We start from the raw sequence: 19,069 nt of genomic DNA on the forward strand, positions 1-19,069 counted from the left end.
TGGAGGATGACAGATGAATATCCATGAATATCAGGGAAAACAAATCCTAAAGCAATATGGAGTAGCAGTTCCTGAAGGTTATGTAGCTTTTTCTCCGGAAGAAGCCGTAAAAGCCGCTAAAGAACTTGGTACAGATGTTGTTGTGGTGAAAGCCCAAATCCATGCAGGTGGCCGAGGTAAAGCTGGCGGAGTAAAACTTGCAAAAAATTTAGACGAAGTGCGTACATATGCTAAAGAGCTTCTTGGCAAAGTGCTTGTTACGCATCAGACAGGTCCAGAAGGTAAAGAAGTGAAACGCTTGTACATTGAAGCGGGTAGCGACATTCAAAAAGAATATTACCTTGGATTGGTTCTAGACCGCGAAACTTCACGTGTAACTCTTATGGGTTCTGAAGAAGGCGGAATGGACATTGAAGAAGTAGCGGCAAACACGCCAGAACGCCTTTTCTATGAAGAAATCGATCCGGTTGTCGGATTGACTGGCTTCCAGGCACGCCGTATGGCTTTCAACATGAACATTCCTGCAAAATTGGTCAATAAAGCAGCTAAATTGATGCTTGGCTTGTATCAAGCTTATGTTGACAAAGATGCGGCAATCGTTGAAATCAACCCATTGGTTGTCACTGGAGATGGACAAGTTGTAGCGTTGGATGCGAAATTCAATTTTGACGCCAACTCTCTTTACCGTCACCAAGACATTATGGAGATGCGCGACTATGACGAAGAAGATCCAAAAGAAATTGAAGCTTCCAAGTACGACTTGAGCTATGTTTCTTTAGATGGGAATATCGGCTGTATGGTTAACGGCGCCGGACTTGCTATGGCAACGATGGACACGATCAACTATTACGGCGGAACACCCGCTAACTTCCTTGACGTTGGGGGCGGTGCCACTGCTGAGAAAGTAACAGAAGCTTTCAAAATCATTCTGTCTGATAAGAATGTAAAAGGAATCTTCGTTAACATTTTCGGTGGTATCATGAAGTGTGACATCATTGCGGAAGGTGTTATTCAAGCTGCTAAAGAAGTAAGTTTGGAAGTGCCGTTAGTTGTCCGTCTTGAAGGAACTAATGTTGATTTAGGTAAAAAACTGCTAAACGAATCAGGTCTTAATATTATCGCTGCTGGCACAATGGCAGATGGCGCTAAACAGATCGTAGAACTTGTAGGCTAAAGAAGGGCAGGGACAAAAATGAGTGTATACATTAACAAAGACACAAAAGTGTTAGTACAGGGAATTACAGGGTCAACTGCCCTTTTCCATACGAAGCAAATGCTTGAATACGGAACGAAAATCGTTGCGGGTGTAACACCGGGTAAAGGCGGAACTGAAGCTGAAGGCGTGCCTGTTTTCAACACAGTTGAAGACGCAGTTAAAGCTACAGGTGCCAATGTATCTGTAATTTATGTGCCGGCTCCTTTTGCAGCTGACGCAATTCTTGAAGCTGTTGATGCTGATCTTGATATGGCCATCTGCATCACTGAACATATTCCTGTATTGGATATGGTCAAAGTGAAGCGTTACATGGAAGGCAAGAAAACACGTCTTGTCGGACCAAACTGCCCGGGCGTAATTACTCCGGACGAATGTAAAATCGGCATCATGCCGGGCTACATTCACAAAAAAGGACATGTTGGCGTTGTTTCGCGTTCAGGTACTTTGACGTATGAAGCGACTCACCAATTGTCAGAAGAGGGAATTGGCCAGTCGACAGCTGTAGGCATCGGTGGTGACCCGGTCAATGGCACGAACTTTATCGACGTATTGAAGGAATTCAATGAGGATGAAGATACTTACGCAGTCGTAATGATCGGTGAGATTGGCGGAACAGCTGAAGAAGAAGCTGCTGCGTGGATTAAAGCGAACATGACGAAACCTGTAGTAGGATTTATCGGTGGACAAACTGCACCTGAAGGAAAACGTATGGGCCATGCCGGTGCGATCATTTCTGGCGGTAAAGGAACAGCTGCCGATAAAATCAAAGCTATGAACGAAGCAGGCATCGAAGTTGCAGACACTCCATCCGTTATCGGAGAAACTTTGATCAAAGTCATCAGAGAAAAAGGGTTGTACGACAAGTGTAAAACCCATTAATAATAAAGGCTCAAAACGCTGCTTATATAGCGTTTTGAGCCTTTTTCTTTGTATGTGTATTGATGAAGCGGAAAAGTCTTGCGCAGCTTCCAGTGGGCGTTTTTTGAAGGCAATGAAACTTTATGAAACCTTCGATAACTTTCCGTACATTCATTACTTTTTGCTTGTAAAAGCCCCGGAACTGCCAAAAGCAATTCCAATCCCTATGCCAAGTGCGATGCCAATAGCCAAATTATCCATAGCCACCCCGATAGCGGATCCAATAGATACCCCAAGTGCAATGCCGACGCCCATGTTGATAGCGTTGTCTTTGTTTCGTTTTTCTTCTTGAACATCTTTATTTTCACCCATACTTGCACCTCCATCATTTTATTCTGGAGAAGTTCGAATATCTTTATATACGGACAAAGTTAACGATGGTTTCAAGAATTCAACAAGTGAATTTCAGGGTGAGCTTTTTAAACTGCAAATCAGAAAGGGATAAGTGTTCATCTAGCGTATTTCTATTATTATATAGAAGAAAAACGGATTTTTGTGGATGGAATTTAGAGATGATGGCAATGCCATCCCCTTGTCGGTCTACCTAAATGTCCCTGTTAAAGCTAAAAACAGATCTGCAGTAAACCAAATGGCGAATCCGATATAGAAAATGAAAATAAACAAATTCACTTTGTTGAAGCCCAACCGACTTATAATGACAATAAAATATAAAAACAAGCTGACATACAACGGATTTTTCCAATACCCCGCATTCAAATAATAAATATAGACGAGATAAGCAGCAGAGAAAGACCAGAGGACTGCCGCTAAGCAATGAATGATGATTTTGATCTGCATTATATGGACTCCTTCCGATAATCAGCTCATAAAAAGCAGGAGGTTGTGTCTGATGGATAGCTATTTTTTTCAATGTGGTGTATGCGGAATGCCGGAAAACCAATTTTAAAAATCAAAAGGCAAGCCCACAAGCAATAATAATATTTTCCGGTTTACGGTTAGCCTAAAACCCATTAGTATAGAGACAAGGTGCTCTTTTGCTGAAGCAGTTTATTTTCATCCAAACTAGAACAGGAGGAACAAAATGGACAAAAAATTTACGAAGCGCTTATTGGCGTTGCACTATGTATTTCCGAAAAGCTTGCAGAAATTACTGCCGCTTTTGGCACAGGATCCGGATTTGACGAAGCTTGAACAAAAATCTCCATACGAGCTGATGCTGTTATTGAACATAAAACTGGAACAGGCGACCAAGCTGAAGGCCTCTTACCGACAATCTTTGACATTCCCCTTGATTGAAACCTACGAAAAGTATAAGATAATCCCCGTATCTTATCAACATCCCCTGTATCCTCAGAACCTGTTTGAATTGATCGATCCACCCGCTGTGCTCTATGCTAAGGGGGACCTTACTTTATTGGCTGAACCGAAAAAGATAGCGATCATTGGTTCACGAAAAGCATCCTCCTACTCACGGGCAGCGTTGCAGAAGATTGTGCCGCCACTCGTTGAAAACGGCTTTGTCATAGTCAGTGGACTGGCAAGAGGCGCAGATGCGATGGCCCACCAAAAAACGATCGATCTTGGTGGCCGGACGATTGCTGTGACCGGCAGCGGCTTTCTTCACCCTTATCCAAAAGAGAATGCGTCATTGAATAATATAATAGAAGAAAAACATTTGGTTATAACGGAATATCCACCGTATATGGAACCGAGAAAATGGAATTTTCCGATGAGGAACCGCATTATCAGTGGATTGTCTAAGGGCGTTGTTGTCACAGAAGCCTACGTGAAAAGTGGAACTTTGAGTACAATTGAACATGCCCTAGATCATGGCAGGGATATTTTTGCAGTGCCAGGGGACATTAGCTCTCCATTATCCGAAGGGCCGCATAAATTAATTTTAGAGGGTGCAAAACCAGTTTGGAATGGCTGGCAAGTGCTTGAAGAGTACCAACAAATGACAGCTGAAAAAGAATGAGGAAATGAAAAGCCTTGCATTAAGCGAAAATCTGTTATACATTTTGCAACAGGTAATTCTTTAAGCAGTTCTGAGAAACCTCTATGAGGAGGAAAATATTATGGCGGATTTTTTAGTGATTGTTGAGTCGCCTGCAAAGGCGAAAACAATCGAACGGTATTTGGGCAAGAAATATAAAGTCCGTGCATCACTAGGACATTTACGTGATTTGCCCCGCAGCCAAATGGCTGTGGATGTTGAAAACAATTATGAACCTCGTTACATTACAATCAGAGGCAAAGGGCCGATCTTGCAGGATCTTAAAAAAGAAGCGAAAAAAGCGAAGAAAGTCTTTCTCGCGGCTGACCCCGACAGAGAAGGGGAAGCGATTGCATGGCATTTGGCGACAGCGCTCGGCATTGATCAAACCTCGGATTGCCGAGTGGTATTCAACGAAATCACCAAGGATGCCATCAAGGAATCATTCAAGCATCCCCGCAAAATCGATATGGATTTAGTCGATGCGCAACAGGCGCGCCGAATATTGGATCGTCTCGTGGGCTACAGCATCAGCCCATTGTTGTGGAAAAAAGTTAAAAAAGGCCTATCGGCTGGACGCGTGCAATCCGTTGCACTTCGACTCGTCATTGACCGTGAAAACGAAATCAAAAACTTTGAACCAGAAGAATACTGGTCCATCACTGGTGATTTCGAGAAGGACAAGAAGAAATTTGAAGCGCAGTTCTACGGCAATGCAAAAGAAAAAATGAAATTACAGAATGAAGCTGACGTTAACGCCGTTATGGCCACCATGTCCGGCAAAGACTTTACGGTAAACCGCGTGGTGAAAAAAGAGAGAAAGAGAAACCCATCCCCCTCTTTTACAACCTCTTCACTCCAGCAGGAAGCTGCCCGCAAATTAAACTTCCGTGCTAAAAAAACAATGATGCTCGCGCAGCAATTGTATGAAGGTATTGCAGTGGGTAAAGAAGGCATCACCGGTTTGATTACGTATATGCGGACAGATTCCACACGGATCTCCGATACAGCGAAAAAAGATACAATCGATTTCATCGTTGATAATTACGGTGAACAATACGTCACGCAAAAAGCTGCTGCCAAGCAATCAGCGAAATCTCAGGATGCCCACGAAGCGGTGCGTCCGACAAGTGTGATGCGGACACCGGAATCGATGAAGAGCATTCTATCAAGAGATTTATATCGTTTGTATAAATTGATTTGGGATCGTTTCGTAGCGAGCCAGATGTCACCGGCAGTCCTGGACACGGTTATGGCTGAATTGCAGAACGGAGAAGCGGTATTCCGTGCGAATGGTTCCCAGGTCAAATTTCCGGGCTTCATGAAACTTTATATTGAAGGCACGGATGACCAAAAAGAAGAAAAAGACAATATTCTGCCGGAAATGGATGAAGGGGATATCGTGACAGCGCTTGAAGTTACGCCGAATCAGCATTTTACGCAGCCGCCTCCACGCTTTACGGAGGCCCGCTTAGTGCGGACACTCGAAGAACTGGGGATAGGGCGTCCGTCCACGTACGCGCCTACACTGGATACCATCCAAAAACGCGGCTATGTGACATTGGATGCCAAACGGTTTATCCCGACCGAATTGGGTGAGATTGTCCATCAGCTGGTGCTCGAATTTTTCCCGGACATTTTGAATATCGAGTTTACTGCCAAAATGGAACACGATCTAGATACCGTTGAAGATGGCGAAGTCGATTGGCGCGCTATTATTGACGCATTTTATCAAGACTTTGAAAAAAGTGTTGAAGTCGCGGAAAGTGAAATGGAAAAAGTCCAGATCAAAGATGAGCCTGTGGGAGAGGATTGTGAGTTATGCGGTTCGCCGATGGTCTATAAATTGGGGCGTTACGGCAAATTCATGGCTTGCAGCAATTTCCCGGAATGCCGGAATACAAAAGCGATCGTCAAACACATCGATGTCAAATGCCCGACCTGTAAAGAAGGCGAGATCGTTGAAAGAAAGAGCAAGAAGCGCCGGATATTCTACGGTTGCGAACGGTATCCGGAATGCGAATTCGTTTCATGGGATAAACCGATTGAACGGCCGTGTCCGAAGTGCAACGAATTGCTGGTAGAGAAAAAAGTGAAAAAAGGCGTTCAAATCAATTGCACGAGCTGTGATTACAAAGAAGAAGTTCAATAATAATTATAGAGGTGTTCGAAAATGACGAAATATGTAAACGTAATTGGCGCAGGACTGGCGGGCAGTGAAGCTGCTTGGCAAATCGCGAAACGGGGAGTAAACGTCCGTCTATACGAAATGCGTCCGGTAAAGCAGACAGCAGCCCATCATACGGACAAGTTTGCGGAACTGGTATGCAGCAATTCATTGCGCGCCAATTCCCTAACAAATGCAGTTGGTGTCATCAAAGAAGAAATGCGCAAATTGGATTCGGTGATCATTGAATCTGCAGACCGGGCATCTGTGCCAGCTGGTGGAGCACTTGCTGTGGATCGCCATGAGTTTGCCGGAGCTGTGACCGACAAAGTAAAAAATCACCCATTGGTGGAAGTGATCAACGAAGAAGTGACTGAAATTCCGGAAGGCATCACAATCATTGCCACTGGTCCATTGACTTCTCCGGCACTTGCGGAAAAAATTCGCGTTTTGACAGGCGAAGAATATTTGTATTTTTATGATGCAGCAGCGCCGATCGTCGAAAAAGACAGCATTGATATGGACAAAGTTTATCTGAAATCCCGTTATGACAAAGGGGAAGCGGCTTATCTGAACTGCCCGATGACAGAAGAAGAGTTCAAGCGTTTCCATACAGCTCTTGTCGAAGCAGAAGTGGTGCCATTGAAAGAATTCGAAAAAGAGATTTATTTTGAAGGCTGTATGCCAGTCGAAGTAATGGCAGCCAGAGGCGAGAAGACCTTGACGTTTGGACCGATGAAACCAGTTGGACTGGAAGATCCGAAAACGGGCAAAATCCCTTATGCAGTCGTTCAGCTTCGCCAGGATGATGCGGCTGGAACACTTTACAATATTGTGGGTTTCCAAACGCATTTGAAATGGGGACCTCAAAAAGAAGTGCTTAAATTGATTCCAGGACTTGAAAATGTTGAAATCGTCCGTTATGGCGTGATGCACCGCAATACATTCATCAACTCACCGCGCGTTCTGAAGCCGACATACCAATTGAAGGCTGATGAAAACATTTTCTTCGCGGGTCAAATGACTGGAGTCGAAGGCTATGTTGAATCAGCGGGAAGCGGATTGCTGGCAGGAATCAACGCAGCTAAAATGGCTTTAGGTGAAGAATTGCTGGTATTCCCGGCTGAAACAGCCCTGGGCAGCATGGCGCGTTACATTACGGAAGCCGACAGCAAGAACTTCCAGCCGATGAACGTCAACTTCGGACTGTTCCCGGACTTGGGTGAACGCATCCGTTCGAAGCAGGAACGAGCTGAGAAGCATGCCGATCGTGCATTGGCGGCAATTCAAAATTATATGAATACAGTGACTGTTTAATTGATAAAAGCCTCTAAATGTTGGTATAATTTAGAGGCTTTTGTATTTGGTGAAAGGTGGAGCATATATGGAAAAAGAAAAGATGCTTGAATCTTTTATGACCTATATTCAACTGGAGAAGAACTATTCTGAACACACCGTCCACCATTATGAACATGATTTGATGGATTTTTTTCTGTTTTTGAATGCCGAGGGCGTACCTGATATCAAAGAAGTCGAATATATACATGCACGAAATTACGTGACGAAATTATATGATGCCAAATTATCCAGAACGACGGTTTCCCGGAAGATTTCAGCAATCCGCTCATTTTTCCGTTATGGAAACCGTGAATTTGGATTGAATGAAGCAGCATTCAGGTCATTGTACCATCCGAAAAAAGAAGAGCGGCTGCCGCAATTCTTTTATGAAGAAGAGCTGGCTCAGCTGTTCAAATCGGTTGTGGGAGAAGATAAATTATCGATCCGCAACACCGCGTTATTGGAATTGCTGTATGCTACGGGCATGCGTGTCAGTGAATGCGTTTCGATTCGAATGGGAGATTTGGATCAAACGATGCAGATTGTCAAAGTGATGGGGAAAGGCCGGAAAGAGCGCTATATCCCATACGGACAGTTTGCCCAGGATGCCCTGGAACATTACATTGAGGATTCGCGTCCTAAGTTGATGAAGAATCAAAAACACGATCATCTGTTTGTTAACAGCCGGGGTGAAGCTTTGACAGACCGGGGTGTTCGCCATATTCTAAGTGAATGCATGAAGAAGGCATCTGTCAATTCATCGATTTATCCGCATATGATCCGCCACACATTCGCTACTCACCTGATCAATAATGGTGCTGATATCCGGACTGTACAGGAACTGCTGGGGCATTCCCATTTAAGTTCAACACAGGTATACACCCATGTCACCAAAGAGCATTTACGGAATACCTATTTAAATTCACACCCAAGAGCTTAGAGAGGAGATTTTATCATGCAAGAATTCCATGCCACCACGATATTCGCGGTTCAGCATAACGGCAAATGCGCCATGTCAGGCGATGGCCAGGTAACATTCGGCAACGCCGTAGTCATGAAACATACAGCCAGAAAAGTACGGAAATTATACAACGGGCAAGTGCTGACCGGATTTGCAGGATCGGTTGCAGATGCTTTTACCTTGTTCGAGATGTTCGAAGGGAAGCTGACGGAGTACAACGGCAATCTTCAACGCGCTGCAGTTGAACTGGCTAAACAATGGCGCGGGGACAAAATGCTTCGCCAATTGGAAGCTATGCTCATCATCATGAACAAAGACGAATTGCTGCTGGTATCCGGAACAGGTGAAGTCATCGAGCCGGATGATGGCATTTTGGCAATCGGTTCAGGCGGAAACTATGCATTGGCAGCAGGGCGTGCCTTGAAAAAATACGCAGGCGATAATCTGACCGCTGCGCAAATCGCACAATCCGCTTTGGAAACAGCCGCGGATATCTGTGTCTACACCAATCATCAAATCGTTGTGGAGGAATTGTCCTAATGAAAAATCAATCTGATTTAACGCCAAGACAAATCACTGACCATTTGGATCGCTACATCGTCGGCCAAAAAGAAGCGAAACGTTCTATTGCCATCGCATTGCGCAATCGGTATCGCCGAAGCCGGCTGGATGAAGAAATGCGTGGTGAAGTCATTCCGAAAAACATCTTGATGATCGGGCCGACAGGTGTGGGCAAGACGGAAATCGCCCGCCGTATCGCTAAACTGACGGGAGCGCCTTTCATCAAAGTGGAAGCGACGAAGTTTACGGAAGTCGGCTATGTCGGCCGTGACGTCGAATCGATGGTACGCGACCTGGTTGAAGCCGCTGTAAGAATCGTCAAAGAAGAAAAATTCGAAGCTGTGAAGTTCCAGGCGGAAACCGCTGCCAATGAGCGGATCGTCAAGTTGCTGGCACCGTCCATGCGCAAGAAACAAACGAACCAAAACCCGCTGGAAATGCTTTTTGGCCAGAAATTCGAGCAGGAAGAGGAAGAACCGACAGCGGAAGTGGAAGTTCGGGTGAAGAGAAGAGAAATTGCTGCAGACCTGAAAGCTGGAAAGCTGGAAGATGAATGGGTAACAGTGGAAGTGCTTGAAAACACATTGTCCATGTTTGATGCCATGCAAGGCTCGGGAATGGAACAAATGGGTGCGAACATGCAGGATGCGTTATCATCGCTGATGCCGAAGAAAAAGAAAAAACGGCGTTTGCAGGTAAAAGAAGCCCGCCGCATTTTAACGACTGAAGAAGCCGCTAAATTGGTGGATGATGAAGAAATTTCGCAGGAAGCGATTGACCGCGCTGAGCAGCACGGCATCATCTTCATCGACGAAATGGATAAAATCGCCAGCAAGAGCAATTCTTCATCTGCTGATGTTTCGCGTGAAGGTGTCCAGCGTGACATTTTGCCGATCGTTGAAGGTTCCACGGTTTCGACTAAGTACGGTGCAGTCCAAACGGATTATATGTTGTTTGTTGCTGCCGGGGCATTCCACATGTCGAAACCATCCGATCTGATCCCTGAGCTGCAAGGCCGATTCCCGATCCGTGTGGAATTGCAGAAGCTTGAAGTTGAAGATTTTGTCAAAATCTTGACGGAACCGAAACATTCTTTGATAAATCAGTATAAAGCCCTTCTCGAAACTGAGGGGATTGTGGTACACTTCAATGATGCCTCAATAGTCAGACTTGCAGAAATTGCATATGAAGTAAATCAGGACACAGATAACATCGGTGCTCGTAGGCTGCACACTATACTCGAGCGCCTGTTAGAGGATTTGTCTTTCGAAGCTTCCGAGATTTCACCAGCGCAAATTGACATTACCCCCCAATATGTGAATGAAAAGCTCGAAAATGTGGCGAAAAATAAAGACTTGTCACAATTTATTCTGTAAATCAAGGCGAATTAGTTTCAATAAAGAGTAAAAACCTTTAGAATATTGAATAAACAGGGTACGAATTATGTAGGAGGTTCATTTAAATGAATTTATTAGGAAAAACAAGACGAATTAACTCTATGCTGGAAGCAGCAGGCGGTAAAAAAGTAAACTTTAAAGACATGGCTGAGACATTGAGCGAAGTAATTGAATGTAACGCTTTCGTAGTTAGCCGCAAAGGTAAAGTATTAGGTTATGCAATTAACCAACAAATCGAAAACGAGCGTATGAAAGGGATGTTGGAAGAACGCCAATTTCCGATTGAATACACTCAAAAGCTTTCGAACATCACTGAAACAACTGAGAACTTGGATGTTAACAGTGAACACACGATCTTCCCGGTGGAAGAACGTGAATTGTTCAAAAACGGCTTAACAACAATCGTTCCGATCAATGGCGGCGGAGAACGTTTAGGAACACTTCTTCTTGGACGTGTAGATGCAGAATTCCATGACGACGATTTAATTCTTGGAGAATACGGCGCTACTGTAGTAGGGATGGAAATCCTTCGTGAAAAAGGCGACCGCATCGAAGAGGAAGCACGCAGCAAAGCTGTTGTGCAGATGGCGATTTCTTCACTTTCATATAGTGAGCTTGAAGCAATCGAACATATTTTCGAAGAACTTGACGGCAACGAAGGCTTGCTGGTAGCTTCGAAAATTGCTGACCGCGTGGGTATTACACGTTCAGTTATCGTAAACGCACTTCGCAAGCTTGAAAGTGCAGGCGTTATCGAATCACGCTCTCTAGGAATGAAAGGGACATACATCAAAGTATTGAACACGAAATTCCTTGCTGAACTTGAACAATTGAAAATGAACTAAGTAAACAAGAAACGATGCGGGGATCTGCCTGGCATCGTTTTTTTAATGGATTAAAACCGGTTTTTCTGTACTTAACGGATTGAAGCATACAAGTTCTTCTTTAAGAGCTCGGATGACTTGAATGTATGGAGGGCGCTTCTGCGAGAGTATTCCCGTAAAACTGCCAAAGTGATGAAAGAAAAGGCATTTGATCATTTTAAATTTGTTTTAGTTTTTATGAGAGAAACTTGTTGCGGTCTTCGCGTAAAGCGTGGTATAATTTCAAATGGTGTTAAATACACACGCATTTCGATTTGAGTCGTAGGTGCCCATGCGGGTAACGGTTCAGAGAAGAAAAATGCGGAGGGAAAAAATAACCTATCAGGAGGAAACAAATCATGGCAGTAATCTCAATGAAACAATTGTTAGAAGCTGGTGTACACTTCGGTCACCAAACTCGTCGTTGGAACCCGAAAATGAAAAAATATATTTTCGTGGAACGTAACGGTATCTACATCATCGATCTTCAAAAAACAGTCCGCAAATTGGAGGAAGCTTATAGCTTCATGAAACAAGTGGGCGAAGAAGGCGGTAAAGTACTTTTCGTTGGTACGAAAAAACAAGCTCAGGACGCAATCAAAGAAGAAGCAGAACGTTCTGGCAACTACTACATCAACCAACGTTGGTTGGGTGGAACACTTACTAACTTCGGTACAATCCAAAAACGTGTGAACCGTTTGAAACAAATCGAGCGCATGGAAGAAGATGGAACTTTCGAAGTTCTGCCGAAAAAAGAAGTTGTTCAATTGAAGAAACAACACGAACGCCTTGTTAAATTCCTTGGCGGTATCCGTGATATGAGTTCACTACCGGACGTTATGTTCGTAGTTGACCCACGCAAAGAACGCATTGCAGTTGCAGAAGCAATGAAATTGAACATTCCAATCGTTGGTATCGTTGATACGAACTGTGATCCGGATGAAATCGATTATGTTATTCCTGCAAACGATGATGCTATTCGCGCAGTTAAATTGTTGACTGGTAAAATGGCGGATGCTTTGCTTGAATCAAAACCGGAAGAAGAAGAAGAAACTCAAGCTGAATCTGCTGAGTAATTCGTAATTTACACAGGTGATAAGCGGCCAACCCCTCTTATCACCTTTTTTTGAGAAAATGATAGCAAGCAAATACAGAGGAGGAATTTAATCATGGCAGTTACAGCACAAATGGTAAAAGAATTGCGTGCAAAAACAGGCGCAGGTATGATGGATTGCAAAAAAGCATTAGTAGAAACAGACGGTAATATGGAAGCAGCTCTTGATTTCCTACGCGAAAAAGGCCTTTCAAGCGCTTCTAAAAAAGCAGACCGTATCGCAGCTGAAGGAACAACTTCTATTCTTGTAAAAGAAAACGAAGCAGTAATCTTCGAAGTGAATGCGGAAACTGACTTTGTTGCGAAAAACGAAGGGTTCCAAACATTAGTAAAAGAATTAGGCGAGCACTTGATCACAACTAAACCAGCTACAGTAGAAGAAGCCAACGCTTCAACTATGTCTAATGGTTTGACAGTTGCTGACCACATTTCTAACGCTATCGCTAAAATCGGTGAAAAAATTACTTTGCGCCGCTTTGAAGTACGCACAAAATCAGATGCAGATGCTTTCGGTTCTTACCTGCACATGGGCGGAAGAATTTCAGTACTAGTTGTTCTTGAAAACTCTACTGATTCAGATGCTGCACGCGATATCGCTATGCACATTGCTGCATTGAACCCTAAATATGTATCACGCGATGAAGTTTCTGCTGAAGAAGTAGAACACGAGCGCAAAATCTTGACTGAGCAAGCATTGAATGAAGGCAAACCTGAAAAAATCGTTGCTAAAATGGTCGAAGGCCGCCTTGGCAAATATTTCGAAGACATCTGCTTGCTTGACCAAGCATTCGTTAAAAACTCAGATCAAAAAGTTCGTGATTTTGCAGCTTCAACAGGTGGATCTGTTAAAGAATTCATCCGTTACGAAGTTGGAGAAGGCATCGAAAAACGTGAAGATAACTTTGCTGATGAAGTTATGAGCCAAGTTAACAAAAAATAAGATCATTTATCATATGATTCATTTCGGGGAACACGAGAATGTGTTCCCTATTTTTCAATAAATTATGTAATGGAGGGTACCGATGAGTGTTCAGCAATATAAACGCATTGTATTAAAACTAAGTGGTGAAGCAATGGCAGGAGGGCAAGGTTTCGGATTGTCCCCTGAAATTATCAAATCAGTAGCAAGCCAAGTTAAAGAAGTGGTTGAACTCGGAGTGGAAGTGGCAGTCGTTGTAGGCGGCGGCAATATCTGGAGAGGCAAAGTCGGTTCTGAAATGGGAATGGACCGTGCGACAGCTGATTACATGGGCATGCTGGCAACAGTTATGAACTCATTGGCTTTACAGGATTCATTGGAAAAGCAGGATGTGGAAACCCGCGTATTGTCCTCCATTGAAATGCGCCAAGTAGCTGAACCTTATATCCGCAGAAGAGCGATTCGCCATTTGGAGAAAAAGCGTGTCGTCATTTTTGCAGCCGGTACCGGAAATCCTTACTTCTCAACTGATACAACAGCAGCATTGCGTGCGGCAGAAATTGAAGCCGATGTCATCTTGATGGCGAAAAACAATGTTGATGGTGTTTATTCAGCTGATCCGAAGACGGATTCAGAAGCTGTGAAATACGAAGAGCTTTCTTATTTCGATGTGATCCAACAAGGCTTGCAAGTGATGGATTCTACAGCTTCCACACTTTGTATGGACAATGATATCCCACTCGTAGTATTCTCAATTATGGAAAACGGAAATATAAAACGGGCTGTTCTCGGAGAGAAAATCGGGACAGTAGTGAGGAGAACAATATAATGCCGAAAACAGTGATGAGTGAAACTAAATCTAAAATGACTAATGCAATTCAGGCTTTCTCGCGCGATTTGTCTTCAATCCGTGCCGGCCGTGCAACGCCGTCGATTTTGGATAAATTGACGATCGATTATTACGGTTCTCCAACACCGGTTAACCAGGTTGCTGGAATCTCGATTCCAGAAGCGCGTCTAATCATGATTCAGCCATACGACAAATCAGTTCTGGGCGATATTGAAAAAGCGATTCTTAAATCTGATCTGGGATTAAGCCCATCAAATGATGGTTCAGTGATTCGCTTGGCAGTTCCTGCTTTAACGGAAGAGCGCCGCAAAGACCTTGTGAAGCAAGTGAAAAAAGAAGCAGAAGAAGCGAAAGTCGGAATCCGTAATATTCGCCGTGATGCGAATGACGAGTTCAAGAAGCTGGAGAAGAAAAGTGAAATTACAGTGGATGACTTGCGTGGCTATACCGATGATGTCCAGAAATTGACGGATGACAACATCGCCAAGATCGACGAAATGGCTAAGGATAAAGAAAAAGAGATTATGGAAGTTTAAATCGAACTTCATTTCATGTCAGGCGTCCTGTTAAGCAGGACGCTTTTTCATGCCAAAAATAAATGCTGTATTGGGAAAGAAGCGCACAATGCCGTTTTTTTTGATATGATAAGCAATAGACATGCCGATTTGTAATAGGTGGAGGACTAACTATGTTTAATAAACTACTAAAGCGAAATACTGATTTGGTCTTGGAAAGTGGAGATCGCTCAGTTTTGATTTCGAATGAAGCCGTTCCGGCCCATATAGCAATTATTATGGACGGTAATGGACGCTGGGCAAAAAAACGTTCGTTGCCAAGAGTCGCTGGACATCACGAAGGAATGAAAACGGTCCGAAAAGTGACCAAACTGGCCAATGAACTTGGGGTTGGCGTATTGACCTTATATGCATTTTCCACTGAAAACTGGAAACGCCCAAAAATCGAAGTGGATTTTTTGATGCGTTTGCCTGAAGAGTTTTTGACAACTTTCCTTCCAGAACTCATTGAAGAAAATGTTCGTGTGGAAATGATGGGGTATCATCATAATTTGCCTTTGCATACATTGAGAGCCATCAAAAAGGCAAAAGAGGCGACCAAGGAAAATACGGGGCTTGTTTTGAACTTTGCTTTGAACTACGGCAGCCGCGCAGAAATAGTCGATGCCGTCAAAGACATTGCTGCACAGGTTGCTGCGGGAACGTTGGATGTCAGTGATATCAACGAAGACCTTATTTCGGGGGGCTTAATGACAAAAGGGCTGCCTGAGCCGGATTTATTGATCCGCACAAGTGGTGAAGTTCGTTTAAGCAATTTTATGCTTTGGCAATTAGCCTATACCGAGTTTTGGTTCACGGAAACTTTATGGCCCGATTTTAATGAAGATTCCTTACTGGAAGCGATTGAGAATTACCAAAAACGCAATCGCCGGTACGGAGGGTTGAAAGGAGACGAAGTGAAATGAAACAGCGTATTATAACAGGGGCTATTGCGGCTGCGCTTTTTATCCCTTTTGTCATTTATGGAGGAGTGCCATTTATCCTCTTGGTCTATTTGCTGGGGACAATCGCATTGCAAGAGCTTTTGAAAATGAAAGGCCGGAGTTTATGGAGTATTCCCGGCCTTATTTCTTTGTTGGCGCTATACGCGTTTATGCTGCCCGATCAATGGGCAGACAATGTACTTGAATGGACAGGCTATGAAAAAGTCGAATTTGCCTTTTTAGCTGTTATTCTTTTATTGATACATACGGTTATTGTGAAAAACAGCTTCACCTTTGATGATGCGGCTTTCGCTATTATGGGTACTTTATATGTCGGCATCGGGTTCTTTTATTTTATTGAGACACGTGAAGCCAGTTTAAGCTTTTTGATTTTTGCATTGTTGGTTGTATGGTTCACAGATTCAGGTGCTTATTTTACAGGCCGAAAAATCGGCAAGCGGAAGCTATGGCCGGAAATTTCCCCAAACAAAACAATAGAAGGTTTTGTGGGTGGCATCATCTGGGCGATTGGAATTGCTTTGATCTTCAATTATTTTATTCCTTTAAACCATTCAATCTTCCTGATTATCATTGTGACGATCATCGCCTCGATTTTTGGGCAAATGGGTGATTTGGTGGAATCTGCATTAAAACGCCACTTCAATGTGAAGGATTCAGGTTCGATTTTGCCGGGGCACGGCGGAATTCTGGATCGTTTTGACAGTATTTTATTTGTAATGCCTTTGCTTCATTTTTTACATTTCATCTAAGAGAGGAAATTGCTGAATGGTTAAGAAAATTACGTTGCTGGGTGCTACGGGTTCAATTGGTGTACAGACAGCTGACATCATCCGTGAACATCCACATGAATTTAAATTGGTCGGTTTTTCTGCCGGAAAAAATATGGACGTCACACGTAACCTGATTGCTGAATTCAAACCTGAAATCGTCTGTGTGCAGCGGAAAGAAGACGCTAAGGATTTAGCGGCTGAATATCCGGCTGTGGCAATCGTATCAGGCGCTGAAGGGCTTATCGACATTGCTGTTTATGAGGCTGACATTTTGGTTAATGCAGTTCTTGGCAGTGTGGGACTGGAACCGACCCTTGAAGCCATCAAACTTGGACGAACCATTGCGATTGCCAATAAAGAAACCTTGGTGACAGCAGGACATCTTGTGATGGAAAGCGCCAAACAATTCGGTGCGGCCATCCTGCCTGTTGACAGTGAGCACTCAGCTTTATTCCAAGCCTTGAATGGAGAAAAGAAAGACCAGGCAAGCCGTTTGATTCTAACGGCTTCAGGCGGCAGTTTCCGTGACTTGACGCGTGAACAGTTGAAAAACGTCACCGTCCAAGATGCGTTAAACCATCCGAATTGGTCAATGGGATCGAAAATCACCATTGATTCAGCCACTATGGTCAATAAAGGGCTTGAAGTGATCGAAGCACACATTTTGTTTGATTTCGCATATGCGGATATAGATGTGGTGCTTCACCGCGAAAGCATCATCCATTCCATGGTCGAGTTCCAGGACACCAGTGTTATGGCACAGCTCGGCACACCCGATATGCGTGTCCCGATTCAATATGCCTTATCGTATCCTGACCGCCTTCCACGTGAGCAGGCGAAACGGTTGAATTTGGCTGAAATCGGAAAACTGAATTTCCAAGAGATGGACTACACGCGGTTTCGGGCATTGCAGCTGGCATTTGATGCCGGTGTTGCAGGAGGCACGATGACCACTGTCCTCAATGCCGCAAACGAACAGGCTGTTGCGCTATTCCTGAATGAGGAAATTAAATTCCTTGAGATTGAGGAAATGATCGAGCGGGCGATGGATCAGCACGAAGTTATTGCAACACCTGACTTGGAAACGATCTTGCATGTCGATGCTGAAACGAGAAAATCTGTAAAAAACATGCTAAAATAGCTAAAGATCAAAACCGAATAACTTTATAAGGATGGGTTCAAAATGGAGACAGTTATCTCGTTTATAATAATTTTCGGTGCTTTAGTGTTTTTCCATGAATTTGGCCATTTCCTGTTTGCCAAACGCTCCGGCATTTTAGTGCGCGAATTTGCAATCGGAATGGGCCCGAAAATTTTAGGGATCACCAAAGGGGAAACGCTTTATACACTGCGTTTATTGCCGATTGGTGGATATGTACGCATGGCAGGGGAAGATATGGATACCATTCATCTTCAAGCAGGCCATCGCATCGGCGTTCTGTTGAACAAAGAAGGCCAGGCTAAAAAGATCATCATGAACCAAAAGCATGTTTATCCGGAGATCTTGTTTCTTGAAGTAGAAGAAGCGGACCTGGAAAAAGAATTGTGGATCAAAGGATATGATGAAGAGGAAAAGCTGATCCGCATCGAAGTGGCACGAGATGCAGTTGTAGAGGAAAATGGCAGAGAAACCATTTTGGCTCCTTACGACCGTCAGTTTGATTCGAAGTCAGTCGGAAAACGGTTTATGACGATTTTCGCAGGTCCGTTATTCAACTTCATCCTGGCGTTTCTGATTTTCACGGCGCTTGGCATGATGCAAGGAATTCCTACCTTTGAACCTGTCATTACCGAAGTGACAGAAGACAGTCCGGCAGCAGAAGCCGGGATGCAAAACGGCGATTTGGTGACTGAAATTGAAGGGAATCCGATTGGCACTTGGGATGAACTGGTTGAATCAGTTCAGAACAATGCCGGCAATGCTCTTGAGTTCGAAGTTGAACGTAACGGAGAGCCATTGAATTTCACCATCACTCCTGAGGTATCCGAACAATCGCCTGAAGAAATCGGCGTAATCGGCGTACTGTATCAAAGTCCTGTCGAAAAAGACTTTTTTGGATCTTTTGTGTACGGTGCTGAACAAACCGTCTTCTGGTTCAAAGAGATCTTCCGTTTGCTAGGAATGCTTGTAACCGGCCAATTTACGATTGATGCTTTATCAGGTCCGGTTGGAATTTACAAGACGACTGAAGAAGTAGCCAAATACGGTTTCTTCACATTGATGAGCTGGGCAGGTATGCTCAGCATCAACTTGGGAATCATGAACCTGCTTCCGCTTCCGGCATTGGACGGCGGACGTCTTATGTTCTTCATTCTTGAAGCGGTGCGCGGCAAGCCGGTTGATCGGCAAAAAGAAGGAATGGTTCATTTTGTCGGGATCATGCTTCTCATGCTGTTGATGATTGTCGTCACGTGGAACGATATCCAAAAATATTTCTTTTAATAATTGATTGAGCATTACCGGACAGGCGATTATTATTGCCTGTCCTGAACTTTTAATCCCTTTATAAAAATTCTAT

The 19,069-nt window shown here is 43.9% G+C and carries 19 protein-coding genes; 17 read left to right on the forward strand and 2 right to left on the reverse strand.

What is annotated here, in order from left to right:
* The first annotated feature begins 13 nt into the window (after positions 1 to 13).
* Positions 14 to 1,174, forward strand: coding sequence for an ADP-forming succinate--CoA ligase subunit beta (sucC, locus tag QMA01_RS02460; RefSeq protein ID WP_191714053.1), 1,161 nt, complete (start codon positions 14 to 16; stop codon positions 1,172 to 1,174).
* Positions 1,175 to 1,192: 18 nt separating this feature from the next.
* The gene (sucD, locus tag QMA01_RS02465; RefSeq protein ID WP_191714054.1) at positions 1,193 to 2,095 is read left to right on the forward strand and encodes a succinate--CoA ligase subunit alpha; all 903 of its coding nucleotides are present in this window, start codon (positions 1,193 to 1,195) and stop codon (positions 2,093 to 2,095) included.
* Between the two features lie 153 nt (positions 2,096 to 2,248).
* Here sucD and QMA01_RS02470 read toward each other — a convergent pair whose 3' ends face one another.
* Together QMA01_RS02470 and QMA01_RS02475 are read right to left on the reverse strand one after the other, a co-directional pair.
* A complete protein-coding gene (locus QMA01_RS02470) occupies positions 2,249 to 2,446 on the reverse strand; it encodes a glycine zipper domain-containing protein (protein ID WP_290214224.1) in 198 nt (65 codons plus the stop codon).
* 228 nt (positions 2,447 to 2,674) lie between these two features.
* Complete coding sequence (locus tag QMA01_RS02475; RefSeq protein ID WP_203339430.1) at positions 2,675 to 2,932, reverse strand: hypothetical protein; 258 nt, start codon at positions 2,930 to 2,932, stop codon at positions 2,675 to 2,677.
* A gap of 244 nt (positions 2,933 to 3,176) precedes the next feature.
* Here QMA01_RS02475 and dprA point away from each other — a divergent pair, with 244 nt between their 5' ends.
* The 15 genes from dprA (at position 3,177) to rseP (ending at position 18,993) form a co-directional block, all read left to right on the forward strand.
* Positions 3,177 to 4,073, forward strand: a complete 897-nt coding sequence (dprA, locus tag QMA01_RS02480) for a DNA-processing protein DprA (RefSeq protein ID WP_290214225.1) — start codon at positions 3,177 to 3,179, stop codon at positions 4,071 to 4,073.
* A 100-nt stretch (positions 4,074 to 4,173) separates the two neighbouring features.
* Positions 4,174 to 6,243 carry a type I DNA topoisomerase gene (gene topA, locus QMA01_RS02485; protein ID WP_191714117.1) on the forward strand — a complete coding sequence of 690 codons (2,070 nt, stop codon included), beginning with the start codon at positions 4,174 to 4,176 and terminating at the stop codon, positions 6,241 to 6,243.
* A gap of 21 nt (positions 6,244 to 6,264) precedes the next feature.
* Positions 6,265 to 7,575, forward strand: coding sequence for an FADH(2)-oxidizing methylenetetrahydrofolate--tRNA-(uracil(54)-C(5))-methyltransferase TrmFO (gene trmFO, locus QMA01_RS02490; protein ID WP_191714118.1), 1,311 nt, complete (start codon positions 6,265 to 6,267; stop codon positions 7,573 to 7,575).
* A gap of 67 nt (positions 7,576 to 7,642) precedes the next feature.
* Positions 7,643 to 8,536: a tyrosine recombinase XerC gene (gene xerC / locus QMA01_RS02495; protein WP_191714119.1), complete on the forward strand. Its 894-nt coding sequence runs from the start codon at positions 7,643 to 7,645 to the stop codon at positions 8,534 to 8,536.
* 15 nt (positions 8,537 to 8,551) lie between these two features.
* Positions 8,552 to 9,097, forward strand: a complete 546-nt coding sequence (hslV, locus tag QMA01_RS02500; RefSeq protein ID WP_146556600.1) for an ATP-dependent protease subunit HslV — start codon at positions 8,552 to 8,554, stop codon at positions 9,095 to 9,097.
* Positions 9,097 to 10,494, forward strand: coding sequence for an HslU--HslV peptidase ATPase subunit (hslU, locus tag QMA01_RS02505; protein WP_191714120.1), 1,398 nt, complete (start codon positions 9,097 to 9,099; stop codon positions 10,492 to 10,494). Before hslV ends, hslU begins: the two co-directional genes overlap by 1 nt.
* 86 nt (positions 10,495 to 10,580) lie before the next feature.
* On the forward strand, positions 10,581 to 11,360 hold the full coding sequence (gene codY / locus QMA01_RS02510) for a GTP-sensing pleiotropic transcriptional regulator CodY (protein WP_191714121.1): 780 nt from the start codon (positions 10,581 to 10,583) through the stop codon (positions 11,358 to 11,360).
* A gap of 377 nt (positions 11,361 to 11,737) precedes the next feature.
* Positions 11,738 to 12,454, forward strand: a complete 717-nt coding sequence (gene rpsB / locus QMA01_RS02515) for a 30S ribosomal protein S2 (RefSeq protein WP_142826560.1) — start codon at positions 11,738 to 11,740, stop codon at positions 12,452 to 12,454.
* Positions 12,455 to 12,547: 93 nt separating this feature from the next.
* Entirely contained in the window at positions 12,548 to 13,432 is an 885-nt protein-coding gene (tsf, locus tag QMA01_RS02520; RefSeq protein ID WP_290214226.1) for a translation elongation factor Ts, read from the forward strand.
* Positions 13,433 to 13,514: 82 nt separating this feature from the next.
* A complete protein-coding gene (pyrH, locus tag QMA01_RS02525; RefSeq protein ID WP_191714123.1) occupies positions 13,515 to 14,240 on the forward strand; it encodes a UMP kinase in 726 nt (241 codons plus the stop codon).
* Positions 14,240 to 14,797, forward strand: coding sequence for a ribosome recycling factor (gene frr, locus QMA01_RS02530; protein ID WP_191714124.1), 558 nt, complete (start codon positions 14,240 to 14,242; stop codon positions 14,795 to 14,797). The genes pyrH and frr overlap by 1 nt, the downstream gene beginning before the upstream one ends.
* Before the next feature lie 152 nt (positions 14,798 to 14,949).
* Positions 14,950 to 15,741, forward strand: coding sequence for an isoprenyl transferase (locus QMA01_RS02535; protein WP_191714125.1), 792 nt, complete (start codon positions 14,950 to 14,952; stop codon positions 15,739 to 15,741).
* Positions 15,738 to 16,529, forward strand: coding sequence for a phosphatidate cytidylyltransferase (locus QMA01_RS02540; protein WP_191714126.1), 792 nt, complete (start codon positions 15,738 to 15,740; stop codon positions 16,527 to 16,529). Before QMA01_RS02535 ends, QMA01_RS02540 begins: the two co-directional genes overlap by 4 nt.
* A gap of 16 nt (positions 16,530 to 16,545) precedes the next feature.
* Positions 16,546 to 17,691 carry a 1-deoxy-D-xylulose-5-phosphate reductoisomerase gene (gene dxr, locus QMA01_RS02545; protein ID WP_290184630.1) on the forward strand — a complete coding sequence of 382 codons (1,146 nt, stop codon included), beginning with the start codon at positions 16,546 to 16,548 and terminating at the stop codon, positions 17,689 to 17,691.
* A gap of 42 nt (positions 17,692 to 17,733) precedes the next feature.
* Positions 17,734 to 18,993 (forward strand): RIP metalloprotease RseP, encoded by a 1,260-nt coding sequence (gene rseP, locus QMA01_RS02550; RefSeq protein WP_191714128.1) that lies wholly within the window; start codon positions 17,734 to 17,736, stop codon positions 18,991 to 18,993.
* Positions 18,994 to 19,069: the final 76 nt, after the last annotated feature.

The organism is Planococcus notacanthi, from assembly GCF_030407825.1.
Classification (GTDB): Bacteria; Bacillota; Bacilli; order Bacillales_A; family Planococcaceae; genus Planococcus; species Planococcus notacanthi.